Source organism: Thorsellia kenyensis (assembly GCF_042432445.1).
Lineage (GTDB): Bacteria > Pseudomonadota > Gammaproteobacteria > Enterobacterales > Thorselliaceae > Thorsellia > Thorsellia kenyensis.
The window spans coordinates 51,705-67,287 of record NZ_JBHLXE010000071.1; the positions used below are offsets into that span (position 1 = coordinate 51,705).

The 15,583-nt window shown below is 35.1% G+C and carries 10 protein-coding genes; all 10 read right to left on the reverse strand.

Annotation, left to right across the window (positions count from 1 at the left end):
- Positions 1–38: 38 nt before the first annotated feature.
- Positions 39–2,153: an LTA synthase family protein gene (locus ACFFIT_RS06475; protein WP_385876833.1), complete on the reverse strand. Its 2,115-nt coding sequence runs from the start codon at positions 2,151–2,153 to the stop codon at positions 39–41.
- 760 nt (positions 2,154–2,913) lie between these two features.
- Positions 2,914–3,324 (reverse strand): nucleoside diphosphate kinase regulator, encoded by a 411-nt coding sequence (gene rnk / locus ACFFIT_RS06480; protein ID WP_385876858.1) that lies wholly within the window; start codon positions 3,322–3,324, stop codon positions 2,914–2,916.
- 478 nt (positions 3,325–3,802) lie between these two features.
- Complete coding sequence (locus tag ACFFIT_RS06485; RefSeq protein WP_385876834.1) at positions 3,803–4,753, reverse strand: 2-hydroxyacid dehydrogenase; 951 nt, start codon at positions 4,751–4,753, stop codon at positions 3,803–3,805.
- A gap of 333 nt (positions 4,754–5,086) precedes the next feature.
- Complete coding sequence (locus ACFFIT_RS06490; protein ID WP_385876835.1) at positions 5,087–6,496, reverse strand: DUF945 family protein; 1,410 nt, start codon at positions 6,494–6,496, stop codon at positions 5,087–5,089.
- 127 nt (positions 6,497–6,623) lie between these two features.
- Positions 6,624–7,811: an alpha/beta fold hydrolase gene (locus tag ACFFIT_RS06495; RefSeq protein WP_385876836.1), complete on the reverse strand. Its 1,188-nt coding sequence runs from the start codon at positions 7,809–7,811 to the stop codon at positions 6,624–6,626.
- 256 nt (positions 7,812–8,067) lie between these two features.
- A complete protein-coding gene (locus ACFFIT_RS06500) occupies positions 8,068–9,534 on the reverse strand; it encodes a 6-phospho-beta-glucosidase (protein ID WP_385876837.1) in 1,467 nt (488 codons plus the stop codon).
- 230 nt (positions 9,535–9,764) lie between these two features.
- Complete coding sequence (gene pgpA, locus ACFFIT_RS06505) at positions 9,765–10,265, reverse strand: phosphatidylglycerophosphatase A (protein WP_385876838.1); 501 nt, start codon at positions 10,263–10,265, stop codon at positions 9,765–9,767.
- 188 nt (positions 10,266–10,453) lie between these two features.
- On the reverse strand, positions 10,454–11,644 hold the full coding sequence (locus ACFFIT_RS06510) for an amino acid aminotransferase (protein ID WP_385876839.1): 1,191 nt from the start codon (positions 11,642–11,644) through the stop codon (positions 10,454–10,456).
- Between the two features lie 354 nt (positions 11,645–11,998).
- On the reverse strand, positions 11,999–13,237 hold the full coding sequence (locus ACFFIT_RS06515) for a porin (RefSeq protein WP_385876840.1): 1,239 nt from the start codon (positions 13,235–13,237) through the stop codon (positions 11,999–12,001).
- A 951-nt stretch (positions 13,238–14,188) separates the two neighbouring features.
- Positions 14,189–15,385, reverse strand: a complete 1,197-nt coding sequence (locus tag ACFFIT_RS06520) for a porin (RefSeq protein ID WP_385876841.1) — start codon at positions 15,383–15,385, stop codon at positions 14,189–14,191.
- Positions 15,386–15,583: the final 198 nt, after the last annotated feature.

Genomic DNA, 15,583 nt, shown 5'->3' on the forward strand with positions numbered 1-15,583 from the left:
AGATTTTTATCTAAAATGCAAGAGTTAAATGAAAATAATTATTCTTTTTGTGTCAACTGATAGCGAATGTGCCAATCAGCGAGAGCTAAATGTGCTCTTGCCTCAAGATCTTGCTGAATAAATTGCTGACAAATTTTTGTCTCATTATGATTTATCTGGGGACAATTAGAGTGAGATTCAATGGAAATAAGAGGATCATTTTTACAATCTAGCTCACATGAAGAAGTATTAAGCAGTGACCATTGATTCTGAAAATTGCGCACATCACCTGTGAATTGCAAAGCTAATGCATTTTGGCCATCAAATCGATCATCAAATAAATTACGTCCTGACTTTAAATAACTCATCTCAACATTTAGTAACTCAAAGAGTGTAGGGAACATATCGCGATGAGAAGCCGGTAAATGAAGTTGATGCCCACAATTCTCTTTATTTGCCCAAACAAGAAAAGGCACCTTATGAGCTAAAGATGCTCGGTTCAAACCGGTATAAAGGCCAAATGTTCTGGCGTTATGATCGCCAGTGGCAGCAATCACTAATCGATTGGCCATGATATCCTCTTTTGCATTCAATACAAATTTACCCAATTGATTAGCTGAATATCTAAAAGTCTTAAGATTATTTTCTAAAAGGGGGGAACTTTTATCGCCTAACCAATAGGTTAAATCTAAGTGAGGACTCTCTTCATTAAGAGGTAACGTGTAAGGAGGGTGATTCGTTATAGTAAGTACAAAAATAAAAAGAGGTACTTTTTCTACAGCCGCCTTTTGGGCTATTTGATAGTTCTTACGATAATCAGTAATAGCTGCAAATAAGAATTCATCAGGGACTCCCCACATATCCATATAACTTTCTGGATAATTTTGTAAAATAAAACCGGCATCAATCACTTCATCAAATCCCTGATTGGGTAATGATTGATCTAAGTTTCTCCAGCTAGCTCGACCAGCGGTAAAAAATACCGTATGATAACCAGCCTCTTTTAATCTCATCGCTACGGACCAAGGCATCGTGTTATATGCATATTTACCCTGAGTTAGTGGTGTAATAGGAGAATGATATAAGATCCCCTCTAAACTGGGAAAAGTTCCATTTTGAATCGCATCAAAATTATCAAAGTGGCATGCAAACGCTTTTGCCCGATTCAGTTCGCCTAATACATCAAACGCATCATTCTGATAGATAAAAGGTTCTTGTCCCATACTCTCCATCAAAAAAAAGAGTAGATCTTTGGGAGCATGTTTACTACTCAACACATTGTTACTTTTCTGCCTATCCATTTTTAAATGTTCATATTGCTCGGATGAGAACTCACTCTTCGTATACAATAAGTTTAATAATTCCTCTTCAGTCGTTACTTTGAAACCTAAAGCATCAGCGGCTTCAAAAACAGAAGAAAACCCTAATTGACGCACCAAAACTTCTGTATCCGACATTTTTGGCTCATTTTTTTTTGCAGCCAACGCATAATAAAGCGATGAGAGGTAATTAGGCACCAGATTATTGAGAAAAGAATTATTCGTAACGACCATGTGCTGACGTTGTAAAGCAACACCAGCCAGTGTCCCTTTAGCCATAACACCTAAACATAGAAAAAAACACAAATAGGCAATAGGCGCAAAGATACTCTTTTTGAGCCTATTTAAAAAAATTTGGGTCAGTTTAGATGAGATTAATACATTGATTTTCATTAAGAAAATTACTGCTAATACAATAAAAATAGTCATTTTTATAATAGGAAAATCACTGATGAGTGTTTGAATGATAGCAAATGTATCATCATCAAATAAACCAAATACCAAAGCATTAAAAGGTGAACCATAAAAAGAAAAATAGCCATAATTAGCCACTAAAACGATTAGCACAACCACCCAAAGGGTACTTTGCCAAATACGAATAAATCGATTTGTTGGTGTAAAATAAAATAGAGGTAAGGCAACCAACAATGCAAAAATCACTCCAATTTTAAGATCGAATCTCAAACCCATAATAAATACTGGCAACACACTAGAAAAATCAACAATAAGATCTTCATCCTTTAACCAAAATAGCATGACCAATCTCGTAAAAAATGCCAATACCACAAAGAGGCTTAAATTTGTTATGACACTTGCAAAAAATATACATAATGATTGATTAATCCATTTAATCATCCCATACCATCCTAAATCCGTTTAGTTAAAGGTAGTTTAACTCCATCAAAACTCTCTTCAAAATAATGACGCAGGTAAAAATAAAGAAAACATTTTCTCAAACATTCTATTTCACGCTTTTTTATTTGCCTTTTTAATTCCGTTAATTAGTCTTCCACTTACTTGATTTATAATATCTAGGTTGATTAAACTACAAGACTACAAATATATAATACAATAAAAGAGATGTGCTTAAATACCCTTAATCTAAAGCCTAAGTGACCTAATATACTATACAAATTAAATATTAAAGAAGTATAAATTTGATGAATTAAGACCCATTCTAGCAAGGAAATATTTCAAAGGATTTTTATTAAAGTGAACCAGTTAAAAAGTATGTGAATTATCACAAAATTAACCTATCAACTTAATTTAGGAGAATAGGAGGATGATAGAATAGAGAATTTACTTGTCAAATTAACTCATGTTGCAATCGCTTGTGCATTCAAGGAAAAATGCATTCGCTATTTAATTTATCTGACTTTAACTCATCAATTTTACAAGAAGGCTTTAAGGGTAGTAACATTATGATTTTAAAGATAACATCACAAAAAAACAAGTGCATTGGCTTAAGAGGCTAAAAAAATCACAATAACCCACGGGTAATTTTTAAAGCCTATTGTAATATTTTTTGTCGTATTTTTAGTGCTCACGGCAAAAAATTATGCTTATCTTAACAAATTCCGCAATGAATCCATAATAAGGGACCCAATCTTAGCACTTAGCGGTGTAAATCTCCTGCAGATTCAGGTTGATATAGTAACGCTTTCACCTTAATTTTTGTTTCAACGCCATTAGGTAAAGCCCACGTAATTTCATCACCAACACGAAGCCCCAAGAGTGCAGCACCTATAGGAGCCATAATGGAGATATGCACACTGCTGTCTTTAGCATTGGCAGGATAGACTAGTGTCCTCGTGAGTTCTTCATTACTGTTCAAATCAATAAAAGTAACCTGACTATTCATACTGACAATATCATCGGGGACATATTTAGGTTGAACAATATCTGCACGATCTAATTCTTCATTCAATGCACTCGCCACAGCAGTATTAGCAAATTGAGGCTGTGATAAAATGTCGTCAAGTCTTTCTGCATCTAATTCATTAATAATAATTTGGGGCTTATTCATCATAGAACTCCTATTTACAAGTCACATCTTAATTACGATACAAAATAAAAAACACCCCTATCAGCAAAGATGGGGTGTTGTTTGGTTGGCTATAGCATCTATTCAGTGCATAGTGCTAATAACACAGTCTATTGAAAATGTGTTTAACTGGTATTATATTAAAGTTGATTAATTTTTTTAATTACAGTTTACTATAACACCATATTTAACTTTACAGTACAACTTTATTACGAGCATTGGGTCTATATATTGAGGCTACTCATTAATCTTATAAATTAATAGTAATCTTTATCACTGTAAATGAAAAGCCCTTTTTATTCAAATAAGCCATAAATTGAGTTATTAATGAGGCAGCCGAAGTGATTTACAAAATAGGCCCTTCGAAGCCTAACATTTAAAGTGACTTTTGTGGCCAAGGTAAAATGAATAAAAAAATTTTTAAGTCAACAAACTTAATGTCAACACCCCTATATTTTAATTAATACCCTTTTTTTCTATCGACTACACCACTCATCAGCCTACCTTCATTAAAGGCTCTGATATTTTGACTAATTTGAGAGACTGTTTCCTTAATAGAAGATTTAGCAGCTATATGTGGGGTTATGAACACTTTTTCATTTTCCCATAAGAGATGCTCGATATCTAAAGGTTCTTTAGAGAATACATCTAAACTAGCACCTGCAATATGATCGCTATCTAGAAGTGCTAATAAATCTTCTTCAATCACGTGCGCACCTCTAGCGAGATTAATAAAGTAGCATCCTTTATTAAGCTTAAGGAGCAAAGAGTGGTTGATTATTCCTCTTGTTTCAGGTGTACTTGGGAGAAGATTAATCAGTAATTGCGTACCTTGTAAAAAATGATCTAACTTATCTGCACCATAAAAGCCCTCAACACCAGGCGTATTTTGCGCTGAGCGGCTAAAACTTTTAACACGATATCCAGCATTGACAAGTGCAGTCGCAACAGCCTTACCTAAAACACCTGCACCGAGTATTCCTATTGAAAACTCTTCATAACTAAATGCATCTAAAGGGTTCCATTTTTTTTTACGTTTTAGAGCATCATAAGCATCAAATCGACGAAAATAGTGATATACCCTTGCAAGTGCATACTCAACCATTTGAAGCGCCATCCCCCCATCTTCAATACGAACTAAAGGAGCATTTTCTGGTATATAGCCTGGGTGTTTTTGTGCTTCATCGAGTATCGCATCGACACCAGCACCTAAAACAAAAACTGCTTTAAGATTTGGGAACTGTGTGAGCATATCTATTGGAGGCGCCCAAACAAAAGCAAAATCAATATCGCATTTACTGTAATTACTATTACCTTGATAATCAAAAAGCGTTAAGCCATCTAAAGACTGGGTAAAAGCCTTTTGCCATAATGAAAAATCAGCCGTTGGATGATAAAAAATAGCTTGCATGGTGTTATCCTTTATTAAAAGAGAAATAAAAACTGCTAAATTCAATTAAAAATTCACCATGATTTTAGAGTGTTTTTTTAATAAGATCTGTGATTTATTTAAAAGTTAAAGCGTTGCTTTTTAATTCATTGACCATAAACCATACAAAAATGCTTAAATAAGAAAAATGCGCATTACATAGAGCAAATCATGAAAGAACAAAACAATAAAAGCATCTCATATCGAGGGAGAAAATGTTAAAAATTAAAAAGCTTAAATGCTCAGGCTATTCAAACCATTCACATTTAAGCTTTTTAAACAATTTATAGAAAAGAAGATTTGTAAACTAAACGTCTACAAGAAATTCAAAGAACTAGAAATTAAATCATAGATACGTGAATCTTCTACTGCTTGACCGTTAAGCATACCTTTATCGTCTTTCAACGTAGCATTAAGCAAAATTTGCTTCTCTTGTACATCAAATAGTTCACCATTTAATTGAGACAAATCAATAAACATTCCGAGCATACTTTCTGCCGCTTTATTTGCTTCTTCTTCACTCATTTTTGAGTTCATTTGTTGAACTTGACTGATCATCTGAGTCGCAAATGCTTTATCTAACATAAGATTCATATTCATCTCTTTGACAAAAAGATCTGCTACTGATTCGCTAGGTTGATCATTTTTAGCGGTTCTAAGCGTCCAGTCTGTTGAAAACGTCATTTTACCTGCTGAATTAGCAAGATTTAATGCATTTATCGAGAATGTCGGTTCATAGTTTAAAATGGACTGATTATTCATTAAAACTGATTGTTTAAGAATCAGTGGAATATAGCTCATTTCAGCACCGACAGAAGAGTTTATCAATAAGCTCTCTTTAGGCATTTTACCAATTTTAGCATCGAGAAGAATGCCATCTAATGCTACTTTACCTACTTTTAGCGCATCTAATTGTAACTGGTAAGCAGCATCAAGAAGAAGTTGATTGCTTTTGTTGTCAGCTAACGTTGAACTGAGCATGAGCTTGTTAAACTCTGCAGATAATTCAGGCATAACGGCATTAGTTACGACACCTTTATCGACACTTAAATGATATAAAGCACTGTTAGGTTTGGAAGAATCTTGAGTAAATCCTAACTGGCCTTTTAACACAAACATATCGAGAGTAAAAGAGTTGTACGCACTATCAGATGCGCTAGTACCTATACTCTCAGAGAAAGTTAATTTAGGGGTACTTAATTGCCAATTAAGGGTTGAATGAGGTTCGTAAACAAAAAGTGCATTTAAGTTACCACTGGTCAGTTTACCTGTCAGAACATCTTTATCCAACGGACTGACAGCAAGTGCTAAATTAAATCCACCATTAAAGCCAACCGTACCATCAAGAGCCAGTTGCATAGGTGATTTAGAATAATCTATTATTGATTGTAATCCCTTATCATCAGTCAACGTGGCTTCAATTTTGGCTAAACCCAGTTTTGGGAAACCAACAAAAGGGCCATGTGACGCTTTTGTATCTAAGCGGGCTAAAACTTTATCATTTGTTTTTAAATTCAGAACCGCCGAAGTGTTAAAAAAGCTGGCAGAAACATCACTTATTTCTATAGTAAGAGGCAAGTTCGATTCAGAAAATTTTGTGTTAACCGATGAGACAATGGTATCGATGTTCTTATTCAGTTGCTTACTCACATAATACGTACTTCCGAAAAAAGCCACTGCACCCACGACTAGAGTTCCGGCCGCTATTTTTATAACTTTTGACATAACTGTTTTCCTGTTGATATTAAACGCTCATTTAATATAGTGAGCAATGATTGAGAAATACTCCTCGAGTATTATCTTATAATTTGGCCATTTTTCCTATGAATATATCATTCTTCTATTTTTAGAATTACATTTGGTTAAATCGAGAATTAAGTTGCTTTAATTGGAACTCATTCATTCGTTGATGTAATTGAACTAACGCATCATTAAAACACTTTGGATCTTCTATATGAAAAAAATGTCCCACCCCTTGAAATAATTGATAAGTCGATTGATAACGAGAAGCCAGTCTTCTTGCATCATGCTGCTTGACCATTCTATCAAATTCAGCAGCCCATACCTCACTGTACCCATGATAATAACGTCGATAGGACTCTAAATCTTCATTCAAAATAGTCCATGCTGTGACTTCAAATGCTTCTGGATTAAGCATTAAAAGCTGATTTGCTATATTTTTAGCGCAGCATTGCCACTCTTCATCATTGAGTTTACTGACAAATTTTGTTTCATTCGGAAGATTAAAAGTAATACACTGTTGCCTTAACGCTTCAGTGTCCATGACAGAAAATCTTGGAACCATCAAATAGTTAAGCTTTTCTCGGCAAAATGCTTCTTTTCCAAACGTCATCAAAATATTCGTATCAAGATGACTTGTTTGTCGTCTATAACGCCCTGATTGCAAAACACCTAGCTCTGGCGCGACTAAAATTAATCCGTCAACTTCATGGACAAAGCGAGCACTATAAGATGATGCCACAAGCGCTCCTAGACCATGTCCAACTAAAATGATATGTTCTTTATCTTGTTGTTGAAGCCAGGCCTTTAACATCAGTGCAAAATTCAGTCCACTAGGATTACTATGGGGCCAAGGTTCACTTGAACCATATCCAGGCGCTGACCAGGCTAGCATGTGATAATGCGTTTGTAAATCCGAAGAGCCTAGCTGCTCAAGCCAAGTATGAGCATCGGAATATTGACCATGGAGGAGGACTAAAACAGGCTTTGTCACATCACCGGCCTGCAATCCTTCAATATCAAGTCCTTCTACCCGTAACGTAAAACGATGAACCCCTTTCGGTAAGGCAAGAGGTTCTGCTTTGCATTCAAAAAATAGCGCTTTGTCGTCTAAAAGTGTAGAAGAAGAAATATCCTGTAATTGGCTTTTAAATGGAAGCTCTTTAGAATTTTCACCCTCAAACGAAAAGTCTTCTGTTAAACAACCGTCAAAGATAAATCTTTTAAACTTTTCATCATCATTGGGTTCTTGCTTTTTAGACCACAAAGAAAATAATTTTTGCTTGAATGATTTTTTCATAAATTACGTTAGAGTATCTGTGATAAAAAAGCAGCAATTAGTAAGTATTAAGTATAATGACGATATAAAATAAATAAAGTTTGTTTTCTTTGCATTGATGATTAAGGACCTATTTATGGCCGTTACAGCTAAATGTTTAAGTCGCAGCGCAATATACTGAACAACTTAAATCAGCGCATACCCATGTGATGTTGCAAGTGACTTATTTCGCAACAAGACATGAGCAAATGCAACTAACATCAGTGCATCTTAGGTATTAAAGGACTTCCCCATTAGAAGCAATAACTTTTTTATACCACTCAAATGACTTTTTCCTACTGCGTTCAAGAGTGCCTGATCCGTCATTATTTTTATCAACATAAATAAAGCCGTAGCGTTTTTTCATTTCTCCAGTACCATAAGAAACCAGATCAATACATCCCCAAGGTGTATAACCAATTAAGTCGACACCATCTTCTTTGACAGCAATTTTCATTTGCTCAATGTGCGCCTTAAGATAGTCTATTCTATAGCTGTCATCCACTGATCCATCTGGTAATTTTTCATCTATGGCGCCAAAGCCATTTTCCACAATAAATAAAGGTAATTCATAGCGCTCGTAGAACCAACTAAGAGCATAGCGAAGACCTTTAGGATCGATTTGCCATCCCCAATCAGAAGCATCAACATGTGGATTACGGACTAAATCTCTATTTTCATTATAATCATAGTGAGGATTATTTTCAGATGCAGCAACCGTATAAGACATATAGTAGCTAAAACCGATGTAATCGACAGTACCGACTTCTAATATGGCCAAATCTTCATAAGTAATATCTAATTCAAATCCTTTTCTTTGAAAATAGCGCTCAATATAGGCAGGGTAATGACCTCTTGCATGCACGTCAGCAAACCAATAACGTTTTTGCATCGCACTTAATGCCATAATCATATCATCTGGTTTACAAGAATAAGGGTACACAGGACACATGGCAATCATACAGCCAAGTTGCATTGCAGGATTTATCTCTCTTGCAATTTTAACACACAGAGCACTGGCCACTAGTTCATAATGAGCGGCTTGATACATCACTTGCTCTCTATTCTCATTCGGTGCAAAAATGATGCCTGAGTTGGTAAAGGGCCCAAAGTCTTCTTGATGATTTGATTGATTATTGATTTCATTAAAAGTCATCCAATAAGTGACTTTATGCTGGTATCTTTGAAAACAGATCTCTGCAAATCGCGCAAAAAAAGTGATTAATTGACGATTTTTCCAGCCGCCATAGGTTTTAACTAAATGGTAAGGCATTTCAAAATGCGAAAGCGTTACAATAGGTTCAATACCATACCGAAGACATTCATCAAATAGTTCATCATAAAATTTAAGTCCCTCTTCATTGGGTACAAGCTCATCTCCCTTTGGAAAAATACGTGACCATGCAATTGACGTTCTAAAACATTTAAAACCCATTTCTGCAAAGAGCTTAATATCTTCTTTAAAATGGCTATAAAAATCTATGGCCTCATGATTTGGGTAATACTCCCCTTCGACGATACCATCCGTAATTTTACGTTTGACACCATGCGCACCTGCAGTCATCACATCAGCAGTACTCATCCCCTTCCCGCCTTTATTCCACCCCCCTTCAATTTGATGAGCTGCGACTGCTCCTCCCCATAAAAATCCTTTAGGGAGAGTGGATGTTGAATCTGTAGTTAATTTTAAATGATTGTGTTGCATCCTAACCTCTTAATATTCATACTTATAAAGTATTTACTTGTAGCTAACGTTTTATATAGATGTTTCGCCTGTGAGTAGATTTATTTTTTACGCGAGTGTTTCATTTCTTGTCTATAGTAAAAAAAGCACTACTTTGAGTAATTTTACTCAACACTAAAAATATCCCTTGCAATCAAAGCTAATAAACCTAATAGGCCTAAAAACATAACTAAGCCATTACTAAGCAATGACTAAGTCATAAAATAAGACCACAGGTTTCCTGTTGCCCATAAACATGTTGCAGCAAAAATACCTGCCCAAATATCGTCAATCATAATTCCCACGCCCCCATCGACTTTTTTATCAAACCAGCCTATTGGCCAGGGTTTTAAAATATCAAAGAAGCGAAAAAATAAAAATGCGGCCAGTATCCATCCCCAATGAAAACTTGGGATAAGCCATAGTGTTATCCACATACCCACAAATTCATCAAATACGATGCTGCCATGGTCGTGGACACCCATTGCTTTAGCCGTTTTATCACATAAATAAATCCCTAATACAGAAGTGAGGATAAGTAGGATCCCATACTCTATTTCTGGTAGTTGATAAAAAAGCAACCATAAAGGGATAGCAGCAATTGACCCAAACGTACCAGGGGCTTTCGGAGATAAGCCACTTCCTAGTCCAACAGCTAGAAAATGAATTGGATTTGTGAGCTTAATTTTTTTTAGTGGATTAGTGTCGTTCATTTAATTCCTTTGGTTCTGTTGTCTCTTTTTGTCCCTAAAAAGAAAGTAAAAATAAAATAGAGTCAATTAATACGAATGATTTAAATCATCTACTCCTTAAAACTAAAATCCCCAAGCAGCCTTAGCGCTTGAGGATAATAAGTTAACGAGTTTTAGCGACAGACTTGAAAATAATATGCAAAACTCACTTATAACACAGCAACAATGGCTTTACATAGAGCTTGAATATTATGATCAGTCATCCCAGCCACATTAATGCGACCTGAGCTTACCGCATAAATAGCGAACTCATCTTTTAGACGCGCAACCTGATCGCTATTTAACCCACTAAAGGAGAACATTCCGTATTGCCTTTGGATAAAACTGAAATCTTGTGTCGCGCCATGTTCTTTAAGAAGACGAACAAATTCATCACGCATTTTTTTTATACGGGCACGCATATCTGTCAATTCCGATTCCCACTCTTTACGAAGAACAGGATTTTCTAGAATAGTCGCTACGATAGAAGCACCGTGTGCTGGAGGATTTGAATAGTTTGCTCTAATGACGGATTTGATTTGGCTAAATGCTTTATCAGCATCTTCTTGAGATGCTGCAATCAATGTACAAGCACCTACCCTTTCGTTATATAAGCCAAAATTCTTAGAGTAGGAACTGGCAACCATTAATTCCCTATGATTTTTAGCAAAGGCGCGCAAGCCTTCGGCATCTTCTTCTAAGCCTCTAGCAAATCCTTGATACGCAAAATCAAATAAAGGTAATAAGCCTTTTGCTCGAGACAAATCGGCGAGTTGTTCCCACTGGGACAAAGTAGGATCGATACCTGTAGGGTTATGGCAACATCCGTGGAATAAAACAATGTCACCTTCCTGCGCTTGGTTTAAATCCTCGAGCATGCCTTCAAAATCAAGAGATTTATTTGCCGCATCATAATAAGCATAATCGCATACTTCGATGCCGACTGCTTTAAAAATATTATGGTGATTTGGCCAGGTAGGTTTGCTGATCCAAACACGCTTAGCTGAAGTATTGTTTGCTAAAAATTCAGCAGCAACACGTAAAGCACCTGTTCCACCTGGAGTTTGGGCTGTTGATGCTCTTTTGTCGCTGATAATCGCACTGTCTTTACCAAATAAAAGTTCCTGTGTAGCTTTTGCAAACGCAGCTAACCCATCGATCCCTAAATAATTTTTAGTTTTTTCGCATTCTAATAAAAGCGCTTCGGCTTTTTTAACACTATTTAATACAGGTGTATCCCCAAATTCATTTTTATACACACCGATCCCAAGATTAATTTTATTAGGGCGAGAGTCGGCTTTAAAAAGATCTGCTAAACCTAAAATCGGATCGGCGGGTGCTTTGATAATGTTTTCAAACATAGGGGCTCCTGAGTATTAAAAGTGGAATAGACTAAATATTATCGCTATTGAATCAGTAATCAAATACAGATATTAATAGAAATAATTAACTTAACGTACTAATAATCATACCAGTGTGGGTGTAATAAAAAAAGGGATATAAAATTTTTTTTTGCATCTTATCATTACTAATTTTTAATTGGCAAAAATATTAGCAAAATGCAATGAGACAAAGTTTGATGGGAATTACTCGAAATAGCTTAAAAATTCAGAAGAATAAAAATTAAATTAATACTCACATTTAAATTAAAAAACAGCACCGAAGTGCTGTTTTTATTTACTTTAACTCAACTCTCACATAAGTGAGAAGTTAAATTAGAAGCTGTAAGTTAAACGAGCTGTGAATTGATCGTCAGCAGCAATACCAGCATAGTTAGTATACTCTGCTTCATCATCAATTAAGTTGAATTTATAACCTACTGCCATATCCATGTTTTTGTTAAATGAGTATTCTGCACCAATACCGACATATTTAGTTACATAAGCATCAGATACTCTATTGTTAGCATCTGTGTAAATACCATTGTCTTTGATATCACGAGCACGTAATTGATTATAAACAATGCTTGGTGTTAAACCAAAATCAAATGTATAATTCGCAACTGCTTCAAGACCACGAGTCTTTTTGTAAAACTCAGTCTCATCGCCATTTAAGTGAAGATTATTACTTTCTGCCCAGCTGATTGCCGCATACACGTTATTTGCATCATATTTAGCTGCGATAGCCCAGAATTCAGCATTGTTGCCATCTGAACCAGTACCAATGAATGAAGTAGTATTAGTTGCTGGATCTATCACATTAATTCCAAGGAATCTTTGTGATTCTAAACGATCGCTGTTTGCATATGTAACAGCTGCACCAAGACCTATTTCATGCTCATAAGTAGTAGTGAAAGCAATACCGTCACCATTAGACTCTTTTAAGCCGCCTGTAATAAAACCATCAGCATCAGTACCAACTTCATTATGTTTAGCTTGGTATTGAACATACATATTTAAGCCGTCAACATAACCATAAGCATCATGAACTGAGTAAGTAGCAACTGACGAAGCTCTACCAGTCATGAATCTGTCCGTACCGCCACCGAAACCGTCACCACCGAATACAGCAGCATTATCAGTGAAATCATGAACATATTTCACAATACCATTGTTACGGCCAAAATCTAAAGAACCTAAGTTACCATATTTTAAACCAGCATATGCTAAACGAGTTTCATCAGTGTCATCACCATTTCCTGAACGATTATCAGGAGTAAATTGTTGTTCAAAAACACCGTAACCAGTTAATTCACTGTTGATTTGAGTTTCACCGTGGAAACCTAAGCGAGCAATAGTTTCATCTTCATTCGCATGCTCTTCTTTAGCAAAAAAAACAGGGTTATTATTACCATCACGAACATATCTATCGCTATCACCACGAATAGTATATTGAGCTTCAACTTTACCTTTAAGCTCGATTTTGTTGCCATCTTTGTTATAAATTTCAGCCGCGTTAGCTGCGTTAGCTGCTAACAAAGCTGTAATTGCTACTGCAAGTACTTTACGATTCATTATAATACCTCTGCTTGGTTTTAAGTTAGTTACCCTTAGAGCTACTTCGCTGTTACTTCAAAAAACAACTTCACTGTAAGTGTATGTAATAAATTTACACAAGCTTTTTCTGGCTTGTGCTGATTATTATTCCATATTTTTTGTGTAAATAAAGATAAATTTTAGCTAGATTGAGTTTATTTTGTAAAGAAATGTATATAAAGGGAACTTTTTTGAGCTCCTTCTATATACATTATATGATGGAAATATAAATTAAATTAATGATTATAAAGAAAATACATACCTATTCTTTTTTGTTTTCAATCCAATTTAAATTAGTTCCCTAAAAAATTGTTACAACCGTCCAACTGAACAAAAAACACACTACTATTGCGTTAAAAATCAATTTTACTGTTAATTTATTGTGTGTTTTTTATGACTTTTAGTAAATAAATTTCTTTTATTCTTAATTTATTCGTCATCCAACAAATAAGCTTTACTGTTTTTTATGGGCTTTCATTTAAAGTTCATTCGCGTTGTTAAAGTAGTGTACGCAATTATTAATTTGTTAAAAATGAATTAGCAATCATTATCTTATGATCGTAGCGAATACTAGTAAGACACTAACACACTGAGCAAGATAGGATGATTTGAATTTATTTGGTAAATTCAAAATGTACATCCTCATTTATTGATAAACAATTAATGATTCTAGCTAACTCAATTAATTACGAACGGTGAAAGTAAAAGGTATCTAAAGTTTAATGGAGTCGACTCAATTGATAACAAATTAGTTATCCATCACAACAGCACTTAGAATTGATTTAATTATGAGGATTTAATTATGAGAACTTAATCATAAAGATTTAAAAAGCTATGGAGGAGTTCTTTGATATGCAGAGTGAAATCAAGCCTCCATTAATTTTTTTTAATGAAGGCTTGATTAATTGTTTTTACTAGAACTAAAAACGATTAGAAGTTGTAAGTTAAGCGCATTTCAACTTGATCGTCACTGTGAATACCACGATAGTTAGTATAAACTGCGTCCTCATCGATTAGATTAAATTTATACCCTACTGCCATGTCAATATTTTTATTAAATGCATATTCTGCCCCTACACCTATATATTTAACAACATATGCATTTGTTTTAGCAATACCTGTTTCATCAAAGTTTCTTAAATCACGAGCCCTTAATTGGTTATATACAATGCTAGGTGTTAAACCAAAATCAAATGTATAGTTAGCAAGTACTTCTAACCCACGAGTTTTATGCGCAAAATCTGTGCTATTGGCATAATAACCATCTTTAGAACCATATTTGCTTACATCAATTAAGTTATTTGATTGCGCCCAGCTTATCGCTGCATAGATGTTATTCGCATCGTATTTAGCCGCAATACCCCAGATTTCTGCATGATTGCCATCTGTACCGAACGCCTCTTGTCTTTGATCTTCAGTACGATCACTATTAGCGTAGGTAAACGCTCCGCCTAACCCTGTCTGTTCATGCTCATAGGTTGTTGTGAAAGCAAAACCATTTCCATGATCTTCACGCACTTTATTCGCGTCATTATGTTCATGCTTCGCTTGGTACTGAAGGTACATATTTAACCCGTCAACATACCCAAAGGCATCGGTTACACTATATGTGGCCAAACTCGATGCTCTTCCCGTTAAAAACTGATCGGCACCACCACCAAAACCGTCACCACCAAAAACAGGGGCATTATCAGTAAAGTCACGAACATGCTGAACGACGCCCACATTGCGCCCAAAATCTAAAGAACCCAAATTAGCATATTTCAAACCAGCATAGGCTAAACGAGTATTATCATCATCTTTCGTATTGCCTTCACGGTTATCAGGATTAAACTGATGTTCAAATACGCCATAGCCTGTTAATTGACTATTGATTTGAGTTTCACCATGAAAACCAAAGCGCACAAATGTTTTGTCCTTGTTGCTATGATTTCCCGTGATTTTATCATTTTGTAGTTTTCCTTCTTCAACCGATCTAAAATCACTTTTTCCATTAAATTTATATGCGGCTTCTACTTTACCTTTAAGCTGAATTTTGTTGCCATCTTTGTTATAAATTTCTGCTGCATTAGCTGCATTAGCTGCTAATAAAGCGGTAATTGCTACTGCTAGTATTTTACGATTCATTTTTATACCTCATCCTTGGTTAAATTTGTTGACACTGTTAAACTAATCAAACAATATGATATTTAATTAATTTAACAGTGGTATAAATAAAATCACAAACTATGAATTGTTTGTTCAGTGATTATTCCACGATTCGTTGTTAAAAAAAGTTACTTCTTTCGCTAATCTGCAGTTTAGTGTAAGAATTTGTTTTTATAG

Excerpts from the sequence above, each read along its gene's own strand:
- ACFFIT_RS06475 (WP_385876833.1), bottom strand. The coding sequence starts at position 2,153 with ATGATTAAATGGATTAATCAATCATTATGTATATTTTTTGCAAGTGTC.
- rnk (WP_385876858.1), bottom strand. The coding sequence starts at position 3,324 with ATGAATAAGCCCCAAATTATTATTAATGAATTAGATGCAGAAAGACTT.
- ACFFIT_RS06485 (WP_385876834.1), bottom strand. The coding sequence starts at position 4,753 with ATGCAAGCTATTTTTTATCATCCAACGGCTGATTTTTCATTATGGCAA.
- ACFFIT_RS06490 (WP_385876835.1), bottom strand. The coding sequence starts at position 6,496 with ATGTCAAAAGTTATAAAAATAGCGGCCGGAACTCTAGTCGTGGGTGCA.
- ACFFIT_RS06495 (WP_385876836.1), bottom strand. The coding sequence starts at position 7,811 with ATGAAAAAATCATTCAAGCAAAAATTATTTTCTTTGTGGTCTAAAAAG.
- ACFFIT_RS06500 (WP_385876837.1), bottom strand. The coding sequence starts at position 9,534 with ATGCAACACAATCATTTAAAATTAACTACAGATTCAACATCCACTCTC.
- pgpA (WP_385876838.1), bottom strand. The coding sequence starts at position 10,265 with ATGAACGACACTAATCCACTAAAAAAAATTAAGCTCACAAATCCAATT.
- ACFFIT_RS06510 (WP_385876839.1), bottom strand. The coding sequence starts at position 11,644 with ATGTTTGAAAACATTATCAAAGCACCCGCCGATCCGATTTTAGGTTTA.
- ACFFIT_RS06515 (WP_385876840.1), bottom strand. The coding sequence starts at position 13,237 with ATGAATCGTAAAGTACTTGCAGTAGCAATTACAGCTTTGTTAGCAGCT.
- ACFFIT_RS06520 (WP_385876841.1), bottom strand. The coding sequence starts at position 15,385 with ATGAATCGTAAAATACTAGCAGTAGCAATTACCGCTTTATTAGCAGCT.